The organism is Rhodoglobus sp. (genome assembly GCF_053580035.1).
On record NZ_JBMDVL010000001.1, the window covers coordinates 1,151,788 to 1,176,621 of the forward strand.

The 24,834-nt window shown below is 62.0% G+C and carries 20 protein-coding genes; 13 read left to right on the forward strand and 7 right to left on the reverse strand.

Annotated features, from left to right (window positions below; translation table 11 throughout):
- Nucleotides 1–23: 23 nt before the first annotated feature.
- A complete protein-coding gene (locus tag ACOH1Z_RS05715; protein ID WP_449647479.1) occupies nucleotides 24–491 on the forward strand; it encodes a SprT-like domain-containing protein in 468 nt (155 codons plus the stop codon).
- Nucleotides 492–498: 7 nt separating this feature from the next.
- Nucleotides 499–1,146, forward strand: a complete 648-nt coding sequence (locus ACOH1Z_RS05720; RefSeq protein WP_449647480.1) for a CGNR zinc finger domain-containing protein — start codon at nucleotides 499–501, stop codon at nucleotides 1,144–1,146.
- Between the two features lie 87 nt (nucleotides 1,147–1,233).
- Here the strand turns inward: ACOH1Z_RS05720 and ACOH1Z_RS05725 are convergent, their stop codons facing one another.
- The 3 genes from ACOH1Z_RS05725 to ACOH1Z_RS05735 form a co-directional block, all read right to left on the reverse strand.
- A complete protein-coding gene (locus ACOH1Z_RS05725) occupies nucleotides 1,234–1,536 on the reverse strand; it encodes a DUF427 domain-containing protein (protein ID WP_449647481.1) in 303 nt (100 codons plus the stop codon).
- A 67-nt stretch (nucleotides 1,537–1,603) separates the two neighbouring features.
- Entirely contained in the window at nucleotides 1,604–2,146 is a 543-nt protein-coding gene (locus ACOH1Z_RS05730; RefSeq protein ID WP_449647482.1) for a 2-phosphosulfolactate phosphatase, read from the reverse strand.
- Nucleotides 2,147–2,217: 71 nt separating this feature from the next.
- Nucleotides 2,218–3,336 (reverse strand): NAD(P)-dependent alcohol dehydrogenase, encoded by a 1,119-nt coding sequence (locus tag ACOH1Z_RS05735; protein ID WP_449647483.1) that lies wholly within the window; start codon nucleotides 3,334–3,336, stop codon nucleotides 2,218–2,220.
- A gap of 177 nt (nucleotides 3,337–3,513) precedes the next feature.
- Between ACOH1Z_RS05735 and ACOH1Z_RS05740 the strand changes: the two genes are divergently transcribed.
- From ACOH1Z_RS05740 to ACOH1Z_RS05755, 4 genes are all read left to right on the forward strand, one after another.
- Complete coding sequence (locus ACOH1Z_RS05740) at nucleotides 3,514–4,014, forward strand: hypothetical protein (protein WP_449647484.1); 501 nt, start codon at nucleotides 3,514–3,516, stop codon at nucleotides 4,012–4,014.
- A gap of 64 nt (nucleotides 4,015–4,078) precedes the next feature.
- Nucleotides 4,079–5,077 (forward strand): DNA topoisomerase IB, encoded by a 999-nt coding sequence (locus tag ACOH1Z_RS05745; RefSeq protein ID WP_449647485.1) that lies wholly within the window; start codon nucleotides 4,079–4,081, stop codon nucleotides 5,075–5,077.
- 85 nt (nucleotides 5,078–5,162) lie between these two features.
- A complete protein-coding gene (locus tag ACOH1Z_RS05750; protein WP_449647486.1) occupies nucleotides 5,163–5,765 on the forward strand; it encodes a DUF1684 domain-containing protein in 603 nt (200 codons plus the stop codon).
- A gap of 312 nt (nucleotides 5,766–6,077) precedes the next feature.
- A complete protein-coding gene (locus tag ACOH1Z_RS05755) occupies nucleotides 6,078–7,730 on the forward strand; it encodes a DEAD/DEAH box helicase (RefSeq protein ID WP_449647487.1) in 1,653 nt (550 codons plus the stop codon).
- Nucleotides 7,731–8,323: 593 nt separating this feature from the next.
- Here ACOH1Z_RS05755 and ACOH1Z_RS05760 read toward each other — a convergent pair.
- Together ACOH1Z_RS05760 and ACOH1Z_RS05765 are read right to left on the reverse strand one after the other, a co-directional pair.
- A complete protein-coding gene (locus ACOH1Z_RS05760; RefSeq protein ID WP_449647488.1) occupies nucleotides 8,324–8,863 on the reverse strand; it encodes an NUDIX hydrolase family protein in 540 nt (179 codons plus the stop codon).
- 83 nt (nucleotides 8,864–8,946) lie between these two features.
- The gene (locus ACOH1Z_RS05765; RefSeq protein WP_449647489.1) at nucleotides 8,947–9,753 is read right to left on the reverse strand and encodes an SDR family NAD(P)-dependent oxidoreductase; all 807 of its coding nucleotides are present in this window, start codon (nucleotides 9,751–9,753) and stop codon (nucleotides 8,947–8,949) included.
- Between the two features lie 83 nt (nucleotides 9,754–9,836).
- Here ACOH1Z_RS05765 and ACOH1Z_RS05770 point away from each other — a divergent pair, with 83 nt between their 5' ends.
- The 5 genes from ACOH1Z_RS05770 to ACOH1Z_RS05790 all read left to right on the forward strand — a co-directional run bounded on the left by ACOH1Z_RS05770 (nucleotide 9,837) and on the right by ACOH1Z_RS05790 (nucleotide 18,598).
- The gene (locus ACOH1Z_RS05770; protein WP_449647490.1) at nucleotides 9,837–10,460 is read left to right on the forward strand and encodes an alpha/beta hydrolase; all 624 of its coding nucleotides are present in this window, start codon (nucleotides 9,837–9,839) and stop codon (nucleotides 10,458–10,460) included.
- Nucleotides 10,461–10,560: 100 nt separating this feature from the next.
- On the forward strand, nucleotides 10,561–15,333 hold the full coding sequence (locus ACOH1Z_RS05775) for an ATP-dependent helicase (protein WP_449647491.1): 4,773 nt from the start codon (nucleotides 10,561–10,563) through the stop codon (nucleotides 15,331–15,333).
- Nucleotides 15,326–16,117, forward strand: coding sequence for a DNA-formamidopyrimidine glycosylase family protein (locus ACOH1Z_RS05780; RefSeq protein WP_449647492.1), 792 nt, complete (start codon nucleotides 15,326–15,328; stop codon nucleotides 16,115–16,117). The genes ACOH1Z_RS05775 and ACOH1Z_RS05780 overlap by 8 nt, the downstream gene beginning before the upstream one ends.
- A 70-nt stretch (nucleotides 16,118–16,187) precedes the next feature.
- Complete coding sequence (locus tag ACOH1Z_RS05785; RefSeq protein ID WP_449647493.1) at nucleotides 16,188–17,933, forward strand: DUF262 domain-containing protein; 1,746 nt, start codon at nucleotides 16,188–16,190, stop codon at nucleotides 17,931–17,933.
- A 206-nt stretch (nucleotides 17,934–18,139) separates the two neighbouring features.
- Complete coding sequence (locus tag ACOH1Z_RS05790) at nucleotides 18,140–18,598, forward strand: (deoxy)nucleoside triphosphate pyrophosphohydrolase (protein WP_449647494.1); 459 nt, start codon at nucleotides 18,140–18,142, stop codon at nucleotides 18,596–18,598.
- Nucleotides 18,599–18,607: 9 nt separating this feature from the next.
- On the opposite strand, the gene ACOH1Z_RS05795 is transcribed toward ACOH1Z_RS05790, so the two are convergent.
- Together ACOH1Z_RS05795 and ACOH1Z_RS05800 are read right to left on the reverse strand one after the other, a co-directional pair.
- Nucleotides 18,608–20,281: a TIGR02391 family protein gene (locus ACOH1Z_RS05795; protein ID WP_449647495.1), complete on the reverse strand. Its 1,674-nt coding sequence runs from the start codon at nucleotides 20,279–20,281 to the stop codon at nucleotides 18,608–18,610.
- Nucleotides 20,282–20,361: 80 nt separating this feature from the next.
- On the reverse strand, nucleotides 20,362–21,231 hold the full coding sequence (locus tag ACOH1Z_RS05800; protein ID WP_449647496.1) for an NgoMIV family type II restriction endonuclease: 870 nt from the start codon (nucleotides 21,229–21,231) through the stop codon (nucleotides 20,362–20,364).
- Nucleotides 21,232–21,338: 107 nt separating this feature from the next.
- Between ACOH1Z_RS05800 and ACOH1Z_RS05805 the strand changes: the two genes are divergently transcribed.
- Together ACOH1Z_RS05805 and ACOH1Z_RS05810 are read left to right on the forward strand one after the other, a co-directional pair.
- Nucleotides 21,339–22,430: a DNA cytosine methyltransferase gene (locus ACOH1Z_RS05805; RefSeq protein ID WP_449647497.1), complete on the forward strand. Its 1,092-nt coding sequence runs from the start codon at nucleotides 21,339–21,341 to the stop codon at nucleotides 22,428–22,430.
- A 190-nt stretch (nucleotides 22,431–22,620) separates the two neighbouring features.
- Nucleotides 22,621–24,831 carry a RecQ family ATP-dependent DNA helicase gene (locus tag ACOH1Z_RS05810; RefSeq protein WP_449647498.1) on the forward strand — a complete coding sequence of 737 codons (2,211 nt, stop codon included), beginning with the start codon at nucleotides 22,621–22,623 and terminating at the stop codon, nucleotides 24,829–24,831.
- The last annotated feature ends 3 nt before the right edge of the window (nucleotides 24,832–24,834 follow it).

Here is a 24,834-nt window from a genome sequence, read left to right on the forward strand (position 1 = left end):
CCCACGTCGATTAGCCTCAATAGGTGGCCGATCTTTCCCGAGTGCGCGTGTGGGCTGACGCGCTCATCCGACTTCATCTGACTGACGAGTGGCAGTTCACCTTCGATAACGCCAAAACGCGTGCCGGCCTCTGCAACTACACCCACAAGCGCATTTCGGTCTCAAAATACTTGGCCGCCCGCTATGAGGATGATGAGATCCACCAGGTCTTGCTTCACGAGATTGCTCATGCCATGGCAGGGTCGGGAGCCGGCCACGGAGCCCGCTGGAAGGCTGTAGCCAAGGAACTCGGCTACGAAGGAAAACGACTTCACAGCGGAGCGATAGCCGACGAGTTCGCACCATGGGTAGGTTCATGCCCCGCGGGCCACCAGCATTACCGGTACCGCCAACCCACGCGGGTGCTCGCGTGTGGTCTCTGCGCACGCAAATTCTCTAGCGCCAACCGCATCGAATGGGTGCACCGCACCGTCTCCCGTAACCGGCGATAATGGTTAGGTGCAACATCCCGATACTTCTGCTCTCGCCGGCGGCACACGCACCACCGGCACCTCCACCCCCGCTGGCGCTACTGGCCAATGGTTCACGTCAAGCACGTCACGACAGTGGTGGTTCGACTCGGGCTCGCGAGCCCTCGACTTTGCCTACACTGGCGCAATGGGCAACAACCCGGACTGGGAAAAGTTGCACACCCCCAGTGACCTTGCCACCTGGCTTGACGAACGTTTTGACGCTTCGGATGGCACCGTCAGCGAGCGCGACCTGACCGACGCCACCGGACTGCGTCACGCAATCGCAACTATTGCTACCGCGTTAAGCGTGAACGAGACTCCTGATCCTCAACAGATCGACGTCATCAATCTCTTTGCCGCGACACCGGATGTTCCGCCGCGACTTGCGGGAGGTGGAATGAAGGCTGGCCGAACCACTGTTCGCACCGGGCAAGCACTCTCGACAATGGCCCGCGAAGCCGTCTTCCTGTTCGGTAAAGAACAACATGAACGAATTCGTGAATGCGCAGCCGACGATTGCGCTCTCGTCTTCTACGACGAATCGCGTTCCAATAACCGCCGCTGGTGCTCGATGCAACGCTGCGGCAACCGCGCAAAAGTGCGCAGCCACCGTGCCCGAAATGCGGCACGCTAACTGCGCACAATGCGAGGTTCCGGCCTAACGACGGTTCACGTTCACGATCGAACGCAGGGTCGCTAACGGGATACGGTCAGTTGTCGATTAGTCGACGAACTGAACCTCTTTCCAGAACGTGACGTAGTTGGAGAAGTCCTTGCCAACCCGCTCGGCAGCACCCGGAAGAATATCGGGGTAGCTGAAGGCGCGATCCTGGAACTTCTGGCCGTTGGCGCTAACGGTGAAGTACTGGCAGTCACCCTTCCACGGGCAGTGGTACGGGGTTGGGCTCTTTTCCAACAGTTCATGGTTCACACTGGCCGGCGGAAAGTACCAGTTGCCCTCAATCTTGAGGAGATCTTCCTTCGGTGCTTCTGCGATGACGGTGCCGCCAATTACTGCCTTCATACTGTCCTCCATTGAGTCGGTGTTGGTGATTCAGTGTCTGGTGAATCCAACGCTCGAGGAACAAGCGTCATTCCCGAACCAGTTCCCCACTGTGCCGAATGATGGCAAAACTAGCTGCAGCGTTGCTGACAATTGCGGCATCCAGTAATTCGCGTCCGGCATCCTGAATGAGCTGCTGGCCAGCGGTGCTCGCCGACAAGAGGTGATTGTGGGCAGGCTTCAAGGTCGTAAAGGCAGCGACGGCGGATGCTGCTTCCGGAGAAATGTAATCAATGCCAGCGTCGGCGAGGGCATCGATGATCGCTCCGGCGGCCAGGAGGTCGTCGACGGTGAAGCCTCCATCGGCGTCGCCAGCGGCGATGACAGCGACGGTGAACCGGTCACCTTTGAGTTCTTGTTGCGCAATGACCCAGTCGGCGACAGCTGTTGCTGCCCCGGTTCCGGCGCGGAGAATCGAGAACGATTCGGGCAGCTCGGGAACGGGCGTCGAGCCGTCGGCAAGAGCATCCGCCCACACCACAACATCGGCGCCGGCACTCAGCTCGAGCGCCTGACGGCGGCCAAAGCCAAAACGGACCTGATACTGGGGTTGGGTGCGGGGATCGTTCACTCAACGAGGTTAAAGCCAGAGCGGGCGGCAAGCATGTTTGGTTACCGAATGTGACACCAGAAACACCGTTGCTACGCGGCAGAGCGGCCCGGGACTACAGCGATCTTGCCCGCCCCGTGGGCCGAGGCGATCTGGTCGATGGCCGCAGCAACGCCATCGAGGCCCACGACGCGCTCGATGGCGGGAGTGATCTGCCCCGAAGCGAGGAGCTGCGCGAGGAAGGTGAGATCCTCTGGCGTTGGGCTGGCCGTGAACTGGTGGAAAGTGGCATCCGCTCGCTTAAACGCAAAACCCATGCGCATGAGATGGAATACCGGGCCAACCCACCGATTTTTCATCGGACCGCTGACCCCAACGAAGCGGGCACCTGGCGCCAAAATGCTGCGCACTTCGGCGGCACTCCGGTTGCCCATGATGTCGAAGACAACGTCGTACTGACTGTCGTCAGCACTGTAATCTTCGGTCTCGTAGTTGATGACGCGCGTTGCTCCGAGCGCTTGCGCTTGCTCGGCGTTGCGGCCGCTACACACAGCGGTAACCTCCGCCGCCCCGAGTACTCGCGCGATCTGGACCGCGAAAGTGCCCACTCCGCCCGCTGCCCCATTGATGAGCACGCGGTCGCCAGGCTTCACTGCCCCGTGGGTGCGTAAGCCCTGCAGTGCCGTCAGCCCGGCCACCGGAGTCGCGCCCGCCGCCACAAAGTCGACCCCCTTCGGCAGTTTCACGAAATTCTTGGCTGTGCCAATGGCAAATTCTGCAAAAGCCCCACCCGAAGCTTCACCGAAAACGGCATCGCCGACCGCAAAATCTGCGACACCGTCACCGACCGCAACGACAACGCCCGCAACATCCGCCCCCGGGGTCTGTCGCTTCGGGGTGCGCAACCCCATCACCAAACGCACAAACAGCGGCGTGCCACTGAGGATGCGCCAATCAAGGGCGTTGGCAGAAGACCCAAGCACCCGCACAAGAAACTTGCCTGGTGCCGCCGAGGGCGTCGGTATCGTCTCGATCGAGAGAACATCTGTACCGCCGTACTGCCGCGCCATAACAGCAGTCATGGTCGCTGGAACGGTTGACGACGAGGTTGACGGCGCGGGTGACGGCGCGGTCGTTGGCACCGGATGCGCGTTGCCCGAGTTGTGCGAGGAATCATTCGAATCTGGGCTTGCGGGCTGAGAAATAGACATCATGGCTCCTGCCGAATCGATGCGTTCAGTGTACTTTCAGGGCCCACCGGCACAACAGGCAGGCGACACCGGGGCGGGATTGGTGGGCCACTGGATAGGCGACACCAGTGGACTAGTGAGACCAGTGGATTCGTGAGAGCAGTGGATTCCTGACTCAGACGAGCGCAAAATAGGAGCATGCGTGTTCTCCTGAAGCTCGTACTCGATTGCGACCCCGATGATGCGTGGCGCGCTATCCGCAGCCCCCACGTCTTTCGCGAGGTTTCTGCCCCTCTCACCCAGTTCACGTCGCTTGAGGTTGGCGGGTTTCCTGAGCTGTGGCAGCCGGGCGAGCATCCGGTGCGCATGTCTGCTTTCGGGTTGTGCCCCGTTGGTCAGCAAGTGATTGACGTGTCGTACCCGCAGATGCCTGATGGCGTTCGCGTGATGCGCGACAGTGGGCGAGGCCTCAGTGGTCCTCTCGCTCTCGTCGATCAGTGGGAACATTCCATGGCGATCAGTCACGCTCCCGGGGGCAAAACTCTCTATCGCGATCAACTGAGCTTTAGCGCTGGCGTGCTTACTCCCCTGCTGTGGCCGCTCTATTGGGCGTTTTGGCAGTGGCGTGGGGCAGCGCTTCAGCGTCTTGCTCCGACATGGGGTTCGGGCACAACAAGGCGAACTAATCTGAGTCTTTAGGTTGGCCGTTGTGGCTTCAGCCGTCGGCTCGTGAGCCGAATCGTGGGCGCGAAAGGACAACGCGGTGCCTCGACTGCGGCGGAGCAATACAACAGGGCGCGGTTATTCGCGCGTGCGATCAGGGCGAGGCTTCAGCTATCGCGACCCGGATGGTGCAACGGTTACCGAAGCCGCCCTCAAGGCGCGCTTCGGGGCGTTGGGTATCCCGCCAGCGTGGACTGATGTGTGGATCTGCCCCTACGAGAATGGTCACGTGCTGGCCACCGGTTTCGATGAAGCTGGCCGCCGGCAGTACATCTATCACCCGGTCTGGCGTGAGCGCCAAGATCGTGTGAAGTTCGATCGTGCCCTTGAGCTTGCGGCCGTGCTTCCCGCCGCTCGCGGTGTTGTTACTCGCACGCTGCGCTCAAGCGAAGACCCTCACCTTCGCACTCTTGCGGCAGCATTTCGGATGCTCGACACCGGCTCATTGCGTGTCGGCAGCGAACGCTACGCCGAAGAGCACGGCAGCCACGGCCTCTCCACTTTGCTGTGCGATCACGTCACCGTGGTTGGCGACCGCGTGCAACTCTGCTTTCCCGCCAAAAGCGGCCAACAGTGGGAGAGCGAAATTGTGGATGCCGACCTCGCCGAGTTCATCCGGCGGCGCCTGCGCAGCGCTCCAGATGCTTCGGTGCTCTCATGGCGAGAAGGCCGCGAGCGCCGGTCGCTAACCGCGGCTGACATCAACGACTATGTTCGCGAGCGCACAGGCGGCGACTTCACGGCAAAGGACTTTCGCACGCTTCGTGGCACTGTTGCTGCGGCATCAAGTTTGGCGGTGAGCCTAGCGGCAAGCACTGCAGAAGGCGGCCCGAAGCAGAGCCAGCGGGCACACTCGCGGGCGATTCGGGAGGCAATGGAGGCAGCCGCTGAGGTGCTCGGCAATACCCCAGCGATCGCCAAGAAGAGTTACGTCGACCCCCGCATCGTCGACCTCTTCTCGGCGGGCGAGACCATCGACCCGCAGCGACTCGCCTCTGCCGAAAGTGAAGTGCGCGAGCTGCTGACCCGCAAGACCTAGGCAAGACGGCCACGCATGGCGAGACCAAAACACAAGGGAGATCACCACCAAGCTCGCTGTCGGCTGCGCGAGATAACCTGAAACCATGACCGCACTTCAGGTAGCCGACTGGCGCCGCCGCAACTTTGCTCTCTACGCCGCCGTCCGCGAGAACCCGGATGCCGCGAGCGCCCACGCCGACTGGCGTGCGGGACGAGATGAGATGTTTGCCACGCATCCAGCTTCGCCGCTGTTGCCTGAGGACCTGCGCGACTTTAAGGGGCTGCCGTTTGAGGCGTACGATCCCGACTGGCGTTTCGAGGCATCCATCGTTCCGGGCGACGGTCGTCGCATGGACGTCGAGACGGGAACGGATGGCGTAGTGCCGTTTGACCTGCTCGGCACGGTCGAGATCGACCAGGTCGGCACGCTCGATGTGTGGCGTCTTGCCTCGTACGGCGGCGGCATTTTCATCCCCGTGAAGGATGCGCTCTCTCGCGTTAAGGGTGGAACCTACGGCGGCGGCCGCTATCTCCTCGACACTGTGAAGGGTGCCGACCTTGGAGCGGGCAGCACGCCAGAGTCACTCGTGCTCGACTTCAACTTTGCCTACAACCCGTCATGCGCTTACGACCCCGCGTGGGCGTGCCCGCTCGCGCAGGCCGGGAACACTCTGGCTGTGCAAGTGCCGGTAGGTGAGCGCTACTAGGGACATAACTGCTAGGGTTGCAGTACTTGCGAAACAATTATGTTTCCCTGCGTCGTAGAACGCTTCCCTCTTCTCGTCCACGTCAATCAGAAACGTGTGGCTCGTAGATAACTTTCTCCGGCGGACTGGAGTCATCCGCGCCGAACGAAAGTTCGAGATCTGACCTGTGTGCCGCACCCGTGCGAAACGCCTGATTGGGTCGGTGTAGATCAGCTCAGTGCCGTTCCTCGTGAACTGCAACTGAGCTTTCTGAACCTGTGCGCCTCCGGTGTAACGCCCATCTGTTACTTATGCCTGAAAGGCACCATTACTTTGACTGATCACACTTTTAGCTCGCTCGGCGTACCAGCCGCGCTTGTTGCTGCACTCGAGGCTGACGGCAAGACGTCACCCTTCCCCATTCAAGTTGACACGCTTCCCGACACCCTCGGTGGTCGCGACGTGCTCGGCCGTGGAAAGACTGGCTCGGGCAAGACCCTCGCTTTCGCTCTTCCCATGGTTGCTCGTCTCGGCGGCAAGCTCGCCGGTGGCAAGCGCCGCCCGGGTCGCCCACTCGGACTCGTCCTTGCGCCAACCCGTGAACTCGCAACGCAGATCTCTGCTGTTATCGAGCCTCTTGCTGCCGCGTATGGCCTCAACACCACCACGATCTTCGGTGGCGTAAGCCAAAACCGCCAGGTTGCGGCCCTCAAGGCTGGCGTCGACATTGTTGTTGCCTGCCCCGGTCGCCTCGAAGACCTCATGAAGCAGGGCTTCGTGAACCTCGACGCCATCGAGATCACCGTGCTTGACGAGGCCGACCACATGGCCGACCTTGGCTTCCTGCCCGTTGTGACCCGCATCCTCGACAAGACCCCGAGCAATGGACAGCGTTTGCTGTTCAGTGCCACCCTCGACAACGGTGTAGACAAGCTGGTTCGCCGCTTCCTCCACAACGAGGTACTGCACTCGGTTGACGAAGCAACCTCGCACGTCTCGGCCATGACCCACCACGTCTTCGAGACCGAAAGTGTCGAATCGAAGCGCGTTCTTGTTGAGAAGCTCGCTTCGGGTACCGGCCGCCGCATCCTCTTCATGCGCACCAAGCACCACGCCAAGAAGCTTGCGCGCCAGCTCATCGACGCCGGAATCCCCGCCGTTGACCTTCACGGAAACCTCTCGCAGGTTGCCCGTGACCGCAACCTCGCCGCATTCTCCGCCGGCGACGTCAAGGTGCTTGTCGCCACCGACGTTGCAGCGCGAGGCGTGCACGTAGACAACATCGAGCTGGTCATCCACGTTGACCCGCCAGCAGAACACAAGGCCTACCTGCACCGCAGTGGCCGTACCGCTCGTGCAGGAGAAGAGGGCGACGTCGTGACGATCGTTCTTCCGGCTCAGCGCAAAGACACCGCAACGCTGTTGCGTAAGGCCGCCATCACGGTGACCCCGCAGCACGTCAACGCGAAGTCGGATGCCGTAACCGCACTTGTCGGAGAGGTCGCAGAATACGTGACCCCCGCTCCCCGCGCAGCAGCACCCGTTCGTGGCCAGTCACAGGGCGGACGCTCGCAGGGTGCAAACGCCCAGCGTAAGCGTGTTCGTCGTGATGGCGAAGGCGCCGGCCGCGATGGCGGCCGTGACGGCGCTCGCGAAGGTGCCCGTGGTGGCGCTCGTGGCGGACAGTCGCGTGACGGACAGGGTCGCGATGGCCAGGCTCGTGATGGCCAGTCGCGCGGCGGCAACGCAGGCAACGGCGGCCGTGGCGGACAACAGCGCAACGATCGCCAGGGTTCAGGCCGCGGCGCAGTCGTAGCTGGTGCCGGTGCTGGAGAACAGCGTTCAACTCACCAGCCACGTCAGCAGCAATCCGATGCCCCCACGCGTCCGCGCGGTGGCAAAGGCCGCGCCCAGGCCGGAGGCGGACCCGTTCGCGTTGGCCAGGTAGTGCGACCCAACCGTCGTGCATCAAGCAGCGGACGCTAACTCCTCTCGCTACTTGGCGCTAGTCGCTAGTCGCTAGTCGCTAGTAACGCAGCTTTACCGTCTCAGGGCGGCGAGTTTTCCCCAGCACTGCTGGGCGGGGACTCGTCGCCCTGAGGTGTTTAACGGGGCGCCTGCGGCGGGGTGCTGCGGGTTTCGCGGGGTGCGCGGTGCGGATTCCGCGGCTCGTGCTGGCGCAACCTGTCCTTGCGTGGCTGCCGCTGCCGCTGCCGCTGCCGCAAGGTGTAGTGGCGCAACTTGATTTCGCAACGGCGCCCCTTCGGAAATTCAGGAGATTTCGTATCGCCGCTTGGCTACTCGCCGATAAAGGCCCGGCATTGCGGGCATCCGCGCTCGACGGCGTTTCTGGCTGGGCGATTTTTCCTGAGTTTCCGAAGGGGCCACACCTTGGGTCACCTTGAGCCACACCTTGGGTCACCTTGGGCCACACCTTGGGGCCACACCTTGGGTCACCCTTGGGGCAACGCCTCTCGGCAACACGGGTGGGGCTGGCGCCAGCAGCACACAGCGCGAGCCAACGGCAGCAGCACGCAGCAGCTGCGCGCCTGGGGATCGCCGCGGGAGCGGGCGAGCAGTTACGGCAGTACGCCGACCGAGGCGAGCGCTGCGCGCAGTAGTGACCCGCGGCCGCCCTCCATGTCGGCGGTAACCGCTTCGGATGCCGCTTCAGCTGGGCTGAGCCAGGTCAGTTCGAGAGCATCCTGGCGCGGTTCGCAGGTACCGGTGACCGGGACAACGTAGGCCATCGAGACAGCGTGCTGGCGAACATCCGTGTACTGACTGTCGCTTGGCCACGGGAAATATTCGGCGACGGTGAATGGTGTCGGGCTTGCGGGGAGCAGCGGGAAGGCCATCGGGCCGAGGTCTTTTTCGAGGTGGCGGAAAAGTGCGTCGCGCAGGCTCTCGCCGAACATCACTCGGCCAGAGACGAGGGTGCGAGTGATCTCGCCATCATTGCCGCGAACGAGTGTGCCGACCTCGGTGACGCGACCGAGCCCATCCACGCGCACAGGAACAGCCTCAACATAGAGAAGCGGAAGTCGTCTGCGGGTCTCCGCAAGTTCCTCATCTGATAGCCAAGCAGAGTTGGGGTCTGGTGTGCCGACGGAGCTCATGCTCCATTGTCACCCATAGTGCGCGGTTATCGTGCGCGCGGCGGGACACTGGATGCCAACCAGTGTCTCCGTCGCACGTCAACTTAGCCGAGCAGGTCTTTCATTTTCTTGGCAATCAGCTCGGTTGCGCGGCGGGGAGAGAACCGCGAGAAACGGTCCATGAACTTGGCGTCACCGCCGATGACGACCCGGAAAGCACCCTTCTGTAGGCCGTCAATGATCTGTTGGCCCGCATCCGCTGGGCTCGTCGTTGTGTATTCCTTGCCCGAATCAGCACCCTGAATTTCCGGCATTTCTACGCCGGAGTTTGCCGTGATGTTGGTGCCAACACCGCCAGGGAAGACGATCGTGACGGCGAGGTTCGTTCCCAGGCTCTCTGAATACAGAGCCTCGGTGAACAGCTTCACTGCGGCCTTGCTGGCGCCATAGGCGGCTTGGCCGGGAACCGGAAGGAACCCACCCATGCTCGACACGTTCAGAACGGCAGCCTCGGGTCGCTTCATGAGGGTGGGCAGGAATGCCTTCGTCATGTTCACGACTCCCCAAAAGTTCACGTTGAACACCCGCTCCATGGTGTCGAAGTCGAGTTCAGCCAATTTCACGAATGGCTGGATGATCCCCGCGACGTTCAGCACACCATCAACCTGCCCGTGGGCCGCGATAACTTCGCCGGGCAGGGCGAGCACCGCTTGGCGGTCGGTCACATTGAGGGCGTGGGTTGTGAGCTGGGCGGATGCTGCGCCTGCCAGTTTCGCCGTCTCAGCAAGCCCTGGCTCGTTGAGGTCGACCGCCGCGACTCGGGCACCACGGGCAAGGAGTCCGAGCACCACCTCTCGACCCATTCCATTGCCACCACCAGTGACTACGAAAACTTTGTTTTCTAGCTGCATGCTTCGGCTCCTTCGCCTTCGGGCTGTCAACTGCAGTCTAGGGACCCACCTCAGCCTCAGCGGCGCCCCGTAGGCTTTGCTTCATGCAGATTGATTCCTCAGCAGTGCTCTGGTCGGCTCCTGAACGTGAACGAGCCGGGCGTCCGCTGCTCGTGCTGTTGCACGGGTACGGCTCCCACGAGGGCGATCTGTTTGCAATGGCACCCGGGCTTCCGCTCGAACCGGTGATTGCTTCGTTGCGAGCGCCGATCCCCGAAAACGGCGGCTTTTCGTGGTTCCCCATCAATCTCAGTGGTGACGGTCGCCACAATGTTGAACTCGTGGATGACGCAGCCAAAGCAGTGCTTTCCTGGCTCGATGATCAGCAATTCACGAGTGTCAGCCTCCTCGGTTTCTCGCAGGGTGCCGCCATGGCGCTTCAACTTTTGCGGCTCGCCCCGGAGCGTTTCACCTGCGCCGTGGCACTCTCTGGCTTTGTGGTGAGTGCCGAGCACTCCGGAGATGCGGCACTCACGAGCATCCGACCGCCCGTGTTTTGGGGCCGCGGCACCGACGATGCGGTTATTCCGGCGGTGAACATTGAGCGCACCGAGGAGTGGCTTGTTGATCACACTCGCGCGGAGTCGCACATCTATGAGGGGCTCGCGCATTCGATCTCGACTGACGAGTTGAACGATCTGGTGAGTTTTCTGCACACTCACGCGTAGTGTGCCCGAACGCGTGTGGCGCGATGCCTTCGGCGAACTCTGCCGACGCCTTCGGCGAAACCCGTGGTGCGCTGTCAGCGGTTGCGACGAAGATAGAACAATGAGCGATGTGCTCGGCAAGTTTTCGCCCGCCACCCGAGAGTGGTTTGAGGGCGCGTTCGATGCTGCCACTCCGGCGCAGCTCGGCGCGTGGGATGCCGTCTCCTCCGGAGCGAATGCGCTCGTCGTTGCCCCCACCGGTTCCGGCAAGACTCTTGCCGCCTTCCTGTGGGCGATCGACCAACTCGCGTCGAGCCCTCCCCCGGCCAACCCGAAACAGCGCACGCGCGTTCTCTACATTTCGCCACTCAAAGCTCTCGGCGTTGACGTTGAGCGCAACCTTCGCGCACCGCTCGTCGGCGTCACCCAAACCGCTCGGCGGCTCGGGCTCGGCGAGACCGACATCACCGTGGGAGTGCGCTCGGGAGACACCACTGCGCAAGACCGCCGCCTGCTTGCCCGGCTTCCTCCCGACATCCTCATCACGACTCCCGAGTCGCTGTATTTGATGCTCACCTCGGCGGCCCGCGAGACCCTCAAGAACGTCGACACGGTCATCATCGATGAAGTGCACGCCGTTGCCGCTACCAAGCGTGGCGCGCACCTTGCGCTGTCGCTGGAGCGGCTGGATGCTCTGCTCGCGAAACCCGTACAGCGCATCGGCCTCTCCGCCACCGTGCGCCCCATTGAAGAGGTTGCTCGGTTCTTGGGCGGACGCGCCCCCGTGACGATCGTGCACCCGCCGTCGGCAAAAACGTTCGAGTTGAGCGTGATAGTGCCGGTGCCGGATATGACGATTCCGGGCACTGTTGCGTCGGCGCGCGACACCGCGGCGGGAGGCTCCGGCCACGATGATGAGGCGACCCCCGAGTCGACGGGTTCCCTGTGGCCGCACGTCGAGGAGCGCATCGTCGACGCGATTCTCGACCACCGTTCGACAATCGTCTTTGCGAACTCGCGGCGGCTTGCCGAACGCCTCACTGCACGGCTCAACGAGATCTACGACGAGCGGATGAGCGACGGCACGGTTGACGGTGTCGAGGCCATCACGCGATCCCAAGCCAGTGCGGATGCCGCCGCCTACGCCGCACCGCAGCAACCGTGGAAGCCGCCAGCCCAGATGATGGCGCAGGGCGGATCCACGCTGGGAGCCGCCCCGCTGCTCGCCCGTGCGCATCACGGTTCGGTCAGCAAAGACCAGCGCGCGATCATCGAAGACGACCTCAAGACGGGAGTGCTGCGCTGCGTCGTCGCCACGAGTTCGCTGGAACTCGGCATCGATATGGGAGCCGTCGACCTCGTGATCCAGGTCGAGTCGCCGCCGTCGGTTGCGAGTGGGCTTCAGCGCATTGGGCGAGCCGGGCATCAGGTCGGAGAAATCTCTAAAGGCCTGCTATTTCCGAAGCATCGCACCGACCTCATCCACACGTCCGTTGCGGTGGAGCGGATGCGGAGCGGCCAGATCGAAGCCCTCTCCGTTCCGACAAACCCGCTCGACGTGCTGGCGCAGCAAACCGTCGCCGCCGTCGCCCTCGACGAGATTGATATTGAGGACTGGTTCGACACCGTGCGTCGCAGCGCGCCCTTCTCGACCCTGCCGCGCAGTGCCTTCGACGCGACCCTCGACCTACTGAGTGGCCTCTACCCGAGCGACGAGTTTTCCGAACTGCGGCCCCGCGTGGTCTGGGATCGCGTCGCGGGAACCCTCAGCGGTCGCCCCGGCGCTCAACGCCTCGCCGTCACCTCGGGCGGCACCATTCCCGACCGCGGCCTCTTCGGTGTCTTCATGATCGGCGGCGAAGCCGGAGCGCCCGGCCGCCGCGTTGGTGAACTCGACGAAGAGATGGTCTACGAATCCCGTGTCGGCGATGTTTTCGCTCTCGGCACTACCAGCTGGCGCATCGAAGACATCACCCACGATCAAGTGCTCGTCTCCCCCGCCTTCGGGCAACCCGGTCGCGTGCCGTTCTGGAAGGGCGATGGCCTAGGCCGCCCGGCCGAGCTGGGCGAAGCTATCGGGGCGTTCACGAAAGAAATTGCGACGGCATCCGCTGACGATGCGCGCGCTCGGGCCGAGTCGATCGGGCTCGACGAGCATGCCGTGAGCAACCTGCTCGCCCTCGTCACCGAGCAGAAGTCGGCGACGGGGCACGTTCCGAGCGACACGACTCTCGTGGTGGAACGGTTCCGCGACGAGCTCGGCGACTGGCGTGTGATCTTGCATTCCCCGTACGGCATGCCCGTGCACGCGCCCTGGGCGTTGGCGATTACCGCGCGCATTCGGGAACAGCTTGGAGTGGATGGCGCAGCCATGGCCGGTGACGATGGCATCGTCGTGCGCATTCCAGACACCGACGCCGCCCCGCCCGGTGCCGACCTCTTTGTGTTCGACGCTGACGAGCTCGAACAGATTGTCACGGAAGAAGTGGGCGGCTCCGCGCTCTTTGCCGCGCGCTTTCGGGAGTGCGCCGCCCGCGCGCTGCTGCTGCCGCGCCGCGACCCCGGCAAACGTTCGCCACTGTGGCAACAACGCCAGCGTGCCTCGCAACTGCTGGATGTCGCGCGCAAGTACCCAAGCTTTCCGATCGTGCTTGAGACGGTGCGCGAAGTACTGCAAGACGTGTACGACCTGCCGGCGCTCACGGCGCTGACGAAGCGGATCGCGAGCCGCGGCATCCGCGTGATGGAAACCGAAACGGACGTGCCGTCGCCGTTCGCCCGCAGCCTGCTGTTCGGCTATATGGCTGCTTTCGTATACGAGGGTGATTCGCCGCTGGCCGAGCGTCGCGCGGCCGCGCTCTCCCTCGACCCGGCGCTGCTCGCCGAACTTCTGGGCCGCGCAGAACTGCGTGAATTGCTCGACCCCGACGTGATCGCCCAGACCGAGAACGAGCTGCAGCGACTCGTGCCCGACCGTCATGCCCGGAATGCGGAAGGGCTCGTCGACCTGTTGCGCGTGCTCGGCCCGCAGTCCGTTGCCGAGATCGAAGCGCGCTCGCTCGTGACCGGCGCCGCCCTCACGACCGACCTCACCGGGCTCGCGAAAGCGAACCGCGTGCTCGAAGTGACCATCGCGGGCGAACGTCGCTGGGCCGGCATCGAAGACTCGGCGCGACTGCGCGATGCGCTCGGAGTTCCCCTGCCCATTGGCGTGCCCGCCGCGTTCATCGAGCCCGTCGACGATCCGGTCGGCGACCTCGTCAGTCGCTACGCCCGCACCCACGGACCCTTCACCCTGGCGGATGCCGCAGCCCGATTCGGTCTCGGAACCGCCGTCGTGCAGGACACCCTGCGTCGCCTCGCGGCCGACCGTCGAGTGGTTGATGGCGAGTTTCGCCCCGGCGCGAGCGGCACCGAATGGTGCTCGGTCGATGTGCTGCGTCGCCTACGCAGTCGCTCGCTTGCGGCACTGCGGCAAGAGGTCGAGCCGGTGTCCCACGCGACGCTTGGTCGGTTCCTGCCCGCGTGGCAACACGTGTCCGCTGCCGGTGACTCACTGCGCGGAATTGATGGCCTGGCCCAAGTGATCGACCAGCTGGCTGGGTACTCGGCGCCGGCATCCGCGTGGGAGAACTTCATTCTGGGTTCGCGCGTGCGCGACTATTCGCCCGCCTGGCTCGATGAGCTGACGACGTCGGGCGAAGTGGTGTGGGCGGGGCAGAGTGCGCTGGCGGGCAGTGATGGCTGGATCAGTTTGCACCCGGCGGCGACGGCTGCGCTGACTCTGCCCGAGCCTGATCGGGATGGGCTGAGCGAGCTGCAGCAGCACATTCTGGAGGCGTTGGCCGGTGGCGGTGCGTTCTTCTTTAGGCAGCTGTCGAATCAGGTGGGCAGCACGGATGACAGGGTGCTGCTGAAGGAATTGTGGGATTTGGTGTGGCGGTCGCTCATCACGAATGACAGTTTTGCGCCCCTGCGTGCGCACCTTGGCGGAACCGTGCGGGCCACTCGGGCACCGCGTCCGGCGCGAGCTCGGGCATATCGCGGTCGGGTCTCGACGGTCATGCAGGCGGGGCCGCCGAGTGCGTCCGGCCGGTGGGCGCTGCTCGAAACTGCCGAGGGCGAGACGACGGTACGCGCCAAGTCCACCGCTGAGTTGATGCTGGAGCGGCACGCTGTCGTCACGCGCGGCGCGGTCGTGAGCGAGGGCATCCGTGGTGGTTTCGCCCTGACGTACCGGGTGCTGAGCGGCTTCGAAGAGACCGGTCGCGCCCGCCGCGGCTACTTCATCGAAGGGCTCGGCGCTGCCCAGTTCGCGACCGGCGCGACCGTCGATCGCCTTCGTGGTTTCACTCGGGATCCGGATGCTGCGCCCGAGCTTCGCGCGATCACTCTCGCCGCGACAGATCCCGCGAACCCCTACGGGGCTGCTCTCGGCTGGCCGGGGCTCGGCGGTGAGGATGCTGGGGCGGAGAGTGGTGACGCTGCTGGCGCGGCGAGTTCTGGCGCTGGGCCGGCTCGCGACGATGGCTCGGAAGCGTGGGCTGCAACTTCGGCATCGGCAACGGCATCCGCTGCCGCATCCGCGAAACCCGTCGCTGACTCCCCCAAGAAGCATCGCCCCGGCCGCAAGGCGGGTGCGATCGTCGTGATCGTTGATGGGCATCTTGCGCTCTACCTAGAGCGCGGCGGCAAGTCGCTGCTGGCCTTCGATTTGGAACCAGCCGTCGTGGATGCCGCGACCCGCTCGCTGACGAGCACCCTGCGCGGAACGCTGCCGAAGCTGCGCATCGAAAAGGTGAATGGCGACTTCGCGGTCGGCACCCCGGTCGGTAAAGCCCTCGTGGAGGCTGGTTTTGTCGCGACACCGCAGGGGTTGAGGCTGCGTGCCTGAGGGTGATTCCGTCTACAAGGCGGCCGCGAAACTGCGGGCAGCGCTCGACGGCGAGGTTCTCACTCGCACCGACTTTCGGGTGCCCGCTTTTGCGACGCTCGACCTCAGCGGCCAGACCGTCACAAGCGTGGTGCCGCGAGGCAAGCACCTGCTGATTCGGGTCGGCGACGGCAGCGACGGCCACACCATCCACAGCCACCTCAAGATGGAGGGTGTCTGGCAGATTTACAGCGCCGGCGAGCGCTGGCGCAAGCCGGCGCATCTGGCGCGGGGTGTGTTGAGCACGGCAACGAAAGTGGCGGTCGGTTTCGAACTTGGACTGCTTGAGGTGGTGCCGACGGCATCCGAAGACAGCATTGTGGGGCACCTAGGGCCTGACCTGCTGGGGCCTGATTGGGATGCCGACCTCGCGCTAACGAACCTGCTGTCAGACCCCGTGCGGCCGGTCGCGCTCGCGCTGCTCGATCAGCGGAATCTGGCGGGCCTCGGCAATGTGTATGCGAACGAGTTGAGCTTTCTGCGCGGATTCCGCCCCGATACGCCGATCGGTGAGGTCGCCGACCCGAAACGTCTGGTGGCGCTCGCGCACAAGGCGATCACGGTGAACAAGGATCGCCCCATCCGCAATCTCACTGGCTTGCCGCGGGGAAAACCGCGCTACTGGGTGCACGGGCGGCGCGGGGAAGCGTGCCTGCGGTGCGGTACGCGTATCGAGTCGGCGCAGCTCGGCACTAGCCCGACCGATACGCGCTTCACGTGGTGGTGCCCGAGCTGCCAGAAGTGACGTTTGGGCGGCAGTCCAGCCCCCGAATAGGTCCTACTGCTGAAGGCAAGCTAATCGATATGCTTCGAGCGTGGCCAAAGCAAAAGTAAAACTCACGAACAACGCCGACGAAGCCGATATTTCGTCCCTTATGGGAAACGACTCAATCTTCTCGATTCCGTTTTTCCAGCGACCATATAAATGGAAACCTGCACGGCTAAGCCAGCTCAACGTCGACCTGTTGAGCCTCGTGGATGAAGAGTCCGATGTTCATTTTCTTGGCGCGATAATCATTCATGGATTGTCAGGGAAGCCAGCCGAAGCGTCCGTCTACGAAGTAATCGATGGCCAGCAGCGGCTGACCACCATGTACCTCTATATGTGCGCGGTTGTTCGCAGCCTCATTGATCTTGGCGAGCACGCGGAAGCGGCGAATTTGTTCCGGAAGTATCTCGTCACAAGTATCAGCACTGGGGCACGTTCGAACCTGACCCTCCACCCGTGTAAGGAAGATCAGGGCGACCTAAATGCGGTCATCCGAGAAGTGCTGGGGACCAAGAATTTCGATCAAAGCCTCCAAGGGTTCAGCTTTGTTCCTCTCCCCGAGTCGACTCAAACAAAGGGCCGAATCGCTGCCAACTTTTTGCTCGCGAAGAAGTTCTTTCGTGCTCAGATCGCAGAAGGCGGAGTTGAGCGCATCAGATTGCTCTACACGTGTCTTCTGCAAAAAATGAGTGTCGTCCAGATTGACGTCCAAGACCCCACTAATGGCCCGAAAATTTTTGACAGCCTCAACTCGCGACAAGAACCGATGACAATCGGCGACCTCGTTCGAAATGACGTCTTTACGCGAGTCGCTATTGAGAATCCCGAAGAGGCTACAACGATTGAGACTCATAACTGGCAACCGTTTTACGCAGGTTTCAAGCTCGGGGACAAAAACTATTTCGACGACTACTTCTTTCCTTTTGGCCTGATCCATGAGCCCAACCTTCGGAAATCAGAGGTTTATACGACGCTAAAGAAGCGGTGGGATGGCAAGAATCCCATCGAAGTAATCGATGAACTCCACAACTACCAGAACGACTTTCTCGATTTAGTTACCTCTGGGAACCGCACCAAGTCGCCCGTGGAGATCAGTCGGCGAATAGACCGGCTTCGGCTCGCAAAGATGCCCGGATCAACGTTCCCATTCGTAATGCGACTCACAAGAGCTGCCGCGGAGGAGGAAATCGATATTTCCGATGCCATAGAGATACTCGATGTTCTAGACGCATTCCTCACCCGTCGAGCGATCTGTGGGCACGAACCAACCGGTCTACACGCGGTGTTCAAGCGGCTCTGGCAAGACTGCGAGGGAGATATCACGGCGTCGAGGGTCACGAAGGAGATTTCGGAACACAAAACTGTAGCTTGGCCGGATGACGCCCTCGTACAGGCCAGCGTTATGAATCGCCCGGCATATGGCACCTCTATAACCAAGTACGTGCTGGCTCAATACGAGGAAAGTCTCGGCGGGGACAAGGTCGATACTGATCCATGGATCGAACACGTCCTTCCGAACTCTCATTCCGCAGCCTGGGCTAGCTTTACTAACAAGGAACACGATGAGAAGAAAGACCTTCTCGCGAACTTGATCCCGCTGAGCTCCGCCATGAATAGCTCGCTAGGTAACGCCAAGTACGAGAAAAAGCGCGATCGGTACGCCAACGACTCGGCGTTCAAGACAGCTCGAGAGTTTTCAAAGGCATACGAGACTTGGTCTCCGTCTGACCTCGACAATCGCTCCGAGCTGCTTGCTGACTGGTTTATAAAGCGGTGGGCCTACTCCGCTTGACTCGCATCGCCGGGCGGATCTTGTCGGCGCCACAGGTGCACGTTTCAGGTGTTGGTGCCCGAGCTGCTAGAAGTGACGTCGCTCGGCCGTGGGCAGTGTTGCACTCCGCGCAGCCTGGTCTCGCCAATAGGCTGAAGCGAGCAGGTTGAGCCTGCTTCGAAAGCCGATCGGATGCCCCTGTGGACATCCCCCGAGAGAGATCATCCGTGAAGAAACAGATCAACGTTGTCGGCGCGGTCATCGTGCGCGACGGTCTGATCCTCTGCGCCCAGCGCGGACCCGGCGGAGCCTTGCCCGGGATGTGGGAGTTTCCCGGCGGCAAGATCGAAGCTGGCGAGACTCCCCGCGATGCCCTCGCGCGCGAGATCACGGAAGAACTCGAGTGCGAGGTGGCCGTGGGCGAGCTGATCACCACGACGACTCATGAGTACGACTTCGGAATCGTTGTGCTGACGACGTTCTACTGCGAGCTACTCTCCGGCACACCAGTCCTGACGGAGCACTCTGAGGTTCGCTGGCTCGCGCCTGCCGAGCTGATTTCGCTCGAATGGGCGCCTGCCGACATCCCCGCGGCCAAGCTAATAAATATGGCGGCGAGTTCTCAACCGAATCTACCGCCCGACGCATTTCCCAAACGCACGATACTTCGACGAGAGCTCGGGTGACAACAGCCGCTAGTTCTTCTTCAACGGCCCCGGTTTAGGAACTGGCATAGGCGTCGCTCCGTCAAGCCGTCTCCACAAGTGAGACAGAAGACCCAGCGCCTCTAGACAATCTTGATAACTGAAAGCGCCCGCCTTGTGTAGTTCGGCAATCTCTTCGTGAGCAAGAGGATTGCGAAATCCTACGTGGAGGCCCAACGACATCTGCTTCTGCCCCTCCTCAACGTTGTCGGCTGTGTTGGCAGTGAACTGTGCTCCGGCCAGATATCGCCCAAATACTCTTAGTTTCCCGCCCTTACCAAGAGCCGAATTGAGCACGTCCATTTCACTCTGAGCCGTGACTCCGGGCGAGGCCTTTAGGACCTTGACGTATCGTTTGAGCGACTCTTGAACTGCGCCAAAGTAGTCTCCTGCTTCGTACTGCGCACGCCCGGCATCTTGCACCTGCGGATGCAAGTGCCTCCACACAAACTCGGCGTTCGGCGGCGCTACGTCTTGCAACCTTCGTAGCATTTCGTTCTGCTGCTCCGCAGTGATATCGAGATCCTCTGAAATGATCGCGTTTGCTAGACCTCGAACATCGTCGCTTTCATCCGACTTGATGGAATCAATCCACTCTGCCATCGGCGTTGGCAGAGCTTTGTCGCGATCTCGCTTACGTTTATCCGATCGACGATCGCGCCATTCTCGACCGATCCGCATGAGCAGACTACCCAGCGCGTGACGCAGCTCGGTGGTAGCGTCGCTACCCCAGTCGATCGCACGGCGATCTGTAGCGATTACATCAGGATCCAGACCGTCGATGAAGTCGACATTTAGGTAACCAGTCAAATAGGAATACGCGTAGCTGGATTCTGACGAGCCGAAGAACTCGGGTTCGTTCGCGAGTCTGCCGTTGACGTAGATCGTGACACCGCGCATTCCAGACGGCAGCGGTTTCTCCGTCGAGATTATGTGGCCGGTGACCTCTCTTTCGACAAGAAATTGATCGTCTATCGCGTCGAAGTCTGCCGGAAATCTCCAATCGAACTCGGGCTTCACCGCTTCCAGCCTAAGTTCGGGTGAGACGGGATGGGAGACCCCCGCAACATCGATCACGCTCACCGCGAATGAGCTGTCCGCGTAATTGAACAAGCGGGAGAGACTACGCGCCAGGCCCGGTGCATCGATCTGAGTCGTACGCTTCAAGTCACTCAATAGAACTCGAGTGCCCTGCGCAGAGGCACGTCCGTCGGTCGTCGATTCGTAAGGTTCGTAGACCCCATCGGCGGCCATCATTGCGTCGTAAGAAAGCGTCACGACGGTCACAAGGTTGTCCCCCTTGCGCGTGGTGCCTAGCTGAACGGTTTTCCCGATACCAAATAAGGCGAGCTTCCCTAGCCCCTTTTTCCCTGAGACCTTCCGCTTGCCGCTTTCGGTATATCTGCTGTTTAGCGCGATCCTTCGATTTCTGCCGATATGCAGGTAGTCATTGGCGACCTGATCTCTCGACATTCCGTGACCATCATCGACCACGCCGATAGTGCCATCGCCACCTACAACGATCTCGACTTTTGAGGCGTCTGCATCGAACGCGTTCGCGATCAGTTCGGCAAGAGCGTTGGGGAGATTCGAGTACATCCTCGCGCCCAGGTGGTCGACCGTTTGAGGGTCGAAATGCAGAACTAGCGATTTTCTCTCAAGCATGAATGTAAGCTATCGGTCTTCGTCGCGATAGCGCCAGCACTGGTGTCGCGATCAACACGCAAAAGCGACTTGTCCATTACTTATGAAACAGTGGAGTACGGTAACGCGACCATCTCCCTGACAAGTTCGTCGTAGTCGCGAAGACGCCGTTGTTTCATTAACCGGTCAAATGTCACCCTGGGGCTCCAGTTGGGGCCTTTATCCTTACCCTCACGTTCTATCGCACGCGCCAGTGCGGGTAAATCTAAGTGATAGACGTAGTCAATTGCCCCTGAGCCATCCGCGAGTATTCGCAGCATTGCGGGCCTAGGTTCCATCGTGATAACCGCAAAGTGCGGCATCGAGCCCCTCCTTTGCGAAGCGAGCTTTGACCCTTGGGAAACACAGTCCTGAGCACGATCTGTGCGAAGCGACCATTTTGCCGAAAGCCCCAATAGAAGCGATGGTGCATTGTCGAGAGTTTGCTCGCCAGCCGTGATATCGATTTTCAAAAACGACTCCTCCGGCATGTTTGATTTCAAGAGCGCGACGAACTCGTCCTGGGTCTCGAAACTCGACTCTGCGAACCGTAGCCGCTCGCGTAGCTTGCGAGCCTCGGGGGAGTCAGGAAGCGACGCTGCGATTTCAGCCAGATTCCGGATTATGGGTCCGCCCGGAACGTGCACCTTACGGAATTTCGGATACACATCGAGGTGTTGATATTGATTGAATTCCGTTGCCGATCGTGAACGCTCGATCACAAGATCTGGTCGGCGCGCCTTGAGATCGGCAACAATCGCGGTCTCCAGCAAAGCCCCTGGGTCCTTTCCAGCAGAGTTTTGCTGCGGGACCTGCAGCTCGGCGAATAAAGCGTGACCCAAAGCGATGGAACCGCTATCTCCGTTATCAGAAGTGTTCGGATTTCCGTTCGGGCGATATCCGCATAGCTGTGCTGCAAAGGGTGCTGGCATTTCAGAACTCTCCCACTTCCGTGTGCGTACGCTACAGACCAACACACCGGGCGCACAGAAAGTCAGCGGGTGCTGGCAGCATATGATTATTCAGACGGAAGGCAGTCGTGGCAATACGCACCCTTGACTTATTTGCAGGCGCCGGTGGTTTATCACTCGGATTCGAGACTTCGGCATTGGATTTCGAACCAGTTTTTGCAGTCGAAATCGACCCATCAGCAGCCGCGACATTTGCCGGACATTTCGATTGCGAAGTTGAAACTGGGTCCATCGCCGCCATCGACATATTTCCTGCCGCAGATGTCATTGTTGGCGGCCCCCCTTGCCAAGGATTCTCGCCGCTGGGAAAGAATCGTAACCAAGAGTCGCGCTCTGAGCTTAACGAGCTCTGGCAACAATACCTTCGGGCCGTTCGTCAAGTTCAACCAGCAGCGTTTGTGATCGAGAACGTTCCAGAGTTTCAAAAATCGTCACAATTTCTTGAACTGCTCCATCAAATGGAAACAGATCCAATCTTGAAGCAATACTCCTTCGCATATGGCGTGTTGAATGCCGCAGAATACGGCGCCCCGCAGCGCAGAATCCGCGGAATATTCATGGCGATCAAAGGAAGCGACTCGGTAGCTTGGCCCCCGCCCACAACCCACGGGCCGAAATCGGCAGAAGGCCGCCCTTTCGTCACCGTTCGCGATGCGATCGGGGACCTTCCGTTCTACCCTGTCGAATCCGAGCCGATTCGAACTGAGAACGAGAATGGGATCGTCCAGGAGCTGCACCTCAAGAGGAATCCGCGGCCCATGAGTATGGAGCGCTACCGAGCCATTCCTGCGGGTGGAAATCGCTTCGATCTAGCGCGAAACCGTCCTGACCTCCTCCCGCGTTGTTGGGCAGAAAAACCGACTGGCACGACCGATGTCATGGGGAGGCTTTGGTGGGAGAGACCATCTACCACCATCCGCACGGAGTTCTTTAAACCCGAGAAGGGGCGCTACCTTCATCCAGAGGCACATCGACCGATCACACACCGTGAAGCTGCGCGACTGCAGGGTTTCCCCGACTCATTCGTTTTCGAAGGTACGAAAATCAGCATTGCACGCCAAATCGGGAATGCGGTCCCAGTGGAACTCGGCGCAGCAATCGCGCGCCATTTACGCGATCAGATGAAGTCCAGCGCCACTGCTGGAGCACTCGCGTCATAGGCCCAGCCTCGGGATTCCGGTCTTTAGGCAAAGACCTCTCAGTCGTTCGGATGCACCTGCGCTTCGAGAAACTGATCCCCGTTGGCCTCTTCGATTACTTCCGCACGAACTTGACTGATTAGGAGCGTTTCGGCGCTATCGCGCTACCGCTCACCACCGAAAAGTCAGCACCCCCTGACACACTAGCCACGTGACAGATACCCGCACTGAGGCACTGACCGTTCTCCGCACGCTTGTCGGCAATGAGACTGCCGATTTTCATGAGGGACAGTTTGAGGCGATCGAGACGCTCGTCGATGGGCGCCGCCGTGCGCTTGTGGTGCAGCGCACCGGGTGGGGAAAGTCCGCCGTCTACTTCGTCTCCACACTGCTCATGCGTCGGCGAGGTGCGGGCCCTACCGTGCTCGTGTCGCCACTGCTCGCCCTCATGCGGGATCAGATTGCCGCAGCGTCCCGCGCCGGAGTTCGGGCCGTCGCCATCAACTCCACCAACCCGCACGAATGGGCCGAAGTTCAGCAGCAACTCGCCAACGACGAAGTCGACGTGCTGCTCGTCTCGCCCGAACGCCTCAACAACCCCAGCTTTCGCGACAACCAACTGCCCGCCCTGATCAACCGCATCGGGATGCTCGTCGTCGACGAAGCGCACTGCATCAGCGACTGGGGCCACGACTTTCGCCCCGACTACCGCCGCCTGCGCGAACTCATCGCCACCATGCCCGACGGCGTACCCGTGCTCGCCACCACCGCCACCGCCAACTCCCGCGTCGTCGCCGACATCGCCGCACAACTCGAAACCGGGAGCCACGGCACCACCGACAACACAGCCGCGGCAGGCACCGAAGTCGTCACCATCCGCGGCCCCCTTGCACGAGCATCCCTGCGCCTGGGTGTCCTCAAACTGGCGGATGCCCGCGCCCGCCTCGGCTGGCTGATGAGCCATCTCGCCGAACTGCCCGGCAGCGGCATCATCTACACGCTCACCGTTTCGGCCGCCGAAGACACCGCGCGGCTGCTGCGCGACAGCGGCATGGACGTGCGCGCCTACACCGGCAAAACCGACCCCCAAGAACGCGAAGAGTCCGAACAAGCCCTCAAGAACAACACCGTGAAAGCGCTCGTCGCCACCAGCGCCCTCGGCATGGGCTTCGACAAGCCCGACCTCGGCTTCGTCATTCACCTCGGTGCCCCCTCCTCCCCCGTGGCCTACTACCAACAAGTCGGGCGCGCCGGGCGTGCCACCGACAACGCCGACGTGCTGCTGATGCCCGGGCCCGAAGACCGCGACATCTGGGAATACTTCGCCACCTCCTCCATGCCCGACCAGACCAACGCCGAACTCGTCATCTCCGAGCTCACCGCCGCCGCCAACTCCGGCGCTGGGCCCGTCTCCACCCCTGCGCTCGAAGCGCGCGTGAACCTGCGCCGCAGCCCCCTCGAACTCCTGCTCAAAGTGTTGGATGTCGACGGCGCCGTCGCGCGAGTGCAAGGCGGCTGGACAGCCACCGGCCAACCCTGGAGCTACGACGCCGAACGCTACGCCGGAGTCACCGCCGCCCGCCGCGCCGAACAACAACACATGCTCGACTACGAACAACTCCCCGCCGGCACCGACGGCTGCCGCATGGAATACCTGCAACGTGCCCTCGACGACGACACCGCCACCCCCTGCGGCCGCTGCGACAACTGCGCCGGAATCTGGTACCCCACCGACATCAGCACGGATGCCATCAGCCGCGCCACCGCCACCCTCGACAAAGTCGGCGTACCCATCGAACCCCGCGCCCAATGGCCCACCGGAGCCGACAAGCTCGGGGTGCCCGTGCGCGGACGCATCAACCCCGACCAACGCTCCCTCGAAGGCCGCGCCCTCGCCCGCCTCACCGACCTCGGCTGGGGCGGCACCCTGCGCACCCTCTTCGCTCCCGGCACCCCCGATGCGCCAGCGAGCCCCGCGCTCGTTGCTGCCTGCGTCCGGGTGCTCGCCGACTGGGGCTGGGAAGAGCGCCCCGTCGCCGTCGTCTCGATGCCGTCACGCCGCCGACCACAACTCGTGGCATCCGTCGCCGAAGCCCTCGCCAGCGCCGGCAAACTGCCCTACCTTGGCTCGCTGTCGCTCACCGGGGCGGGACCGCACGGCGAACCCGGCGGCAACAGTGCCTACCGGCTGGCCAGCGTGTGGGGACAATTCGAATGGGCCGGTGGAAACGGTGCAGCCGGAAGCGCCGAGGGCTACACCGAGGGGACCGCATCAGCCGCAGGCAACCCGCTTCCCAACGGCCCCATCCTGCTTGTCGATGACCTCGTCGACTCACGCTGGACCCTCACGATCGCAGCGAAGGCACTCCGCGAAGCCGGGGCGGATGCGGTACTGCCGTTCGCGCTAGCCCTGCGCGGGTAGCTC